The sequence below is a fragment of the Polaromonas sp. CG_9.5 genome, assembly GCF_035984465.1.
Taxonomy (GTDB): domain Bacteria; phylum Pseudomonadota; class Gammaproteobacteria; order Burkholderiales; family Burkholderiaceae_C; genus Polaromonas.
Genome location: NZ_JAXCHR010000073.1, coordinates 1 through 1,207, shown reverse-complemented (window position 1 = coordinate 1,207; position 1,207 = coordinate 1). Strand labels below are relative to the sequence as shown.

The 1,207-nt window shown below is 56.8% G+C and carries 2 protein-coding genes; both read left to right on the top strand.

The genetic code is table 11. The features are described 5' to 3' along the window. On the top strand, positions 1–778 hold a 778-nt coding region (locus tag RCH06_RS17860), incomplete at its 5' end, for a Bug family tripartite tricarboxylate transporter substrate binding protein (protein WP_327082806.1). Between the two features lie 3 nt (positions 779–781). Continuing rightward, entirely contained in the window at positions 782–1,141 is a 360-nt protein-coding gene (locus RCH06_RS17855; RefSeq protein WP_327082805.1) for a glutathione S-transferase N-terminal domain-containing protein, read from the top strand. Positions 1,142–1,207 lie beyond the last annotated feature (66 nt).

Below are 1,207 nucleotides of genomic sequence, written 5' to 3'. Positions count from 1 at the left end.
AGAGTGTCTTTTCGCATGTTCGAGGCAAAGTCAGGGAGCCTACCAGCGCGGCAGCCTGCTCATTCGGCTGCAAGGGAATTTATGCAACAACGCCACGCAGGTTGTCAACAAGATGATCTATAGCAAGCTCACTTATGAGCCTGGCGCATTCACGCCGGTTTCCCTGGTGAGCAACTCACCGTACGTTCTTGCAATCGGGGACATTCCTCAAGTTGAAGACCTTAAGGGCCTGGTCGCCTATGCCAAAACAAACCCGGGCAAGCTCAACTTTGGCTCTGCAGGAAATGGAAGCTCGCCCCATCTCGGGCTGGAGCTCTTCAAGATCGCTACTGGCACGTCTATCGTCCACATCCCATTCAAGAGCGGCGCAGAGGCCATTAATGCCGCCCTTAGCGGGCAGATCCAAATCGTTATTGACGCAATCCCTGTCGTGAGGAGCCAGGTTCAGGCCGGGCGCCTGAGAGGGCTCGCTGTCGCCGACGATGTGCGTAGCACTGCGATGCCTAACCTTCCCACCAGCAAGGAAGCAGGTGTGCCCACTTTTTTGATCGGGTCTTGGAATGCCTTGCTTGCCCCACCTGGAACGTCCCGACAGCTAACCGCGCTGGTCTCTGACGCCCTGGGCCGTGCCCTTTCTCGTCCGGAGCTCCAGACCAAGCTCGCCGAGATGGGTATCGAGCCGCTACCGGTCGGCGAGGTGGCCTACCTGAAACACGTGCGCAGCGAATCCGATAAGTGGTCGCAGATCACAAAAGCTGCTAACACCAAGGTGGACTGACCTTTGCGCATTATTGATACCCTGCGCTCGGGAAATTGCTGGAAAGTACGCCTCCTTGCGAGCTTCCTAAACATCAGTCTTGAGCGGCTTACCCTCTCAATCGATCGAGGTGACCTCAAGTCAGACACGTTTCTTGCCAGGGCGCCCATGAAGAAGGTTCCCGTGCTGGAGCTGGACGACGGGACTAATTTGGGCGAATCCGGAGCGATCCTGTATTACCTCGCCCAAGGCACCCCATTTTGGCCGGAGCGATCAGACGAGCAGTCGCAGACCCTTGCGTGGATGTTCTTCGAGCAAGAAGAGCACATGAGACCTCTGTCCAAATTAAGGCTACACCGTAAGCGGCTCGTCATGGCACCTTGACCAGGCTTGCCGAAATATGCTGCGGGTTAGAGAAGAGTCAGTCCGCAGGCTGCCAGCGATGGGGCA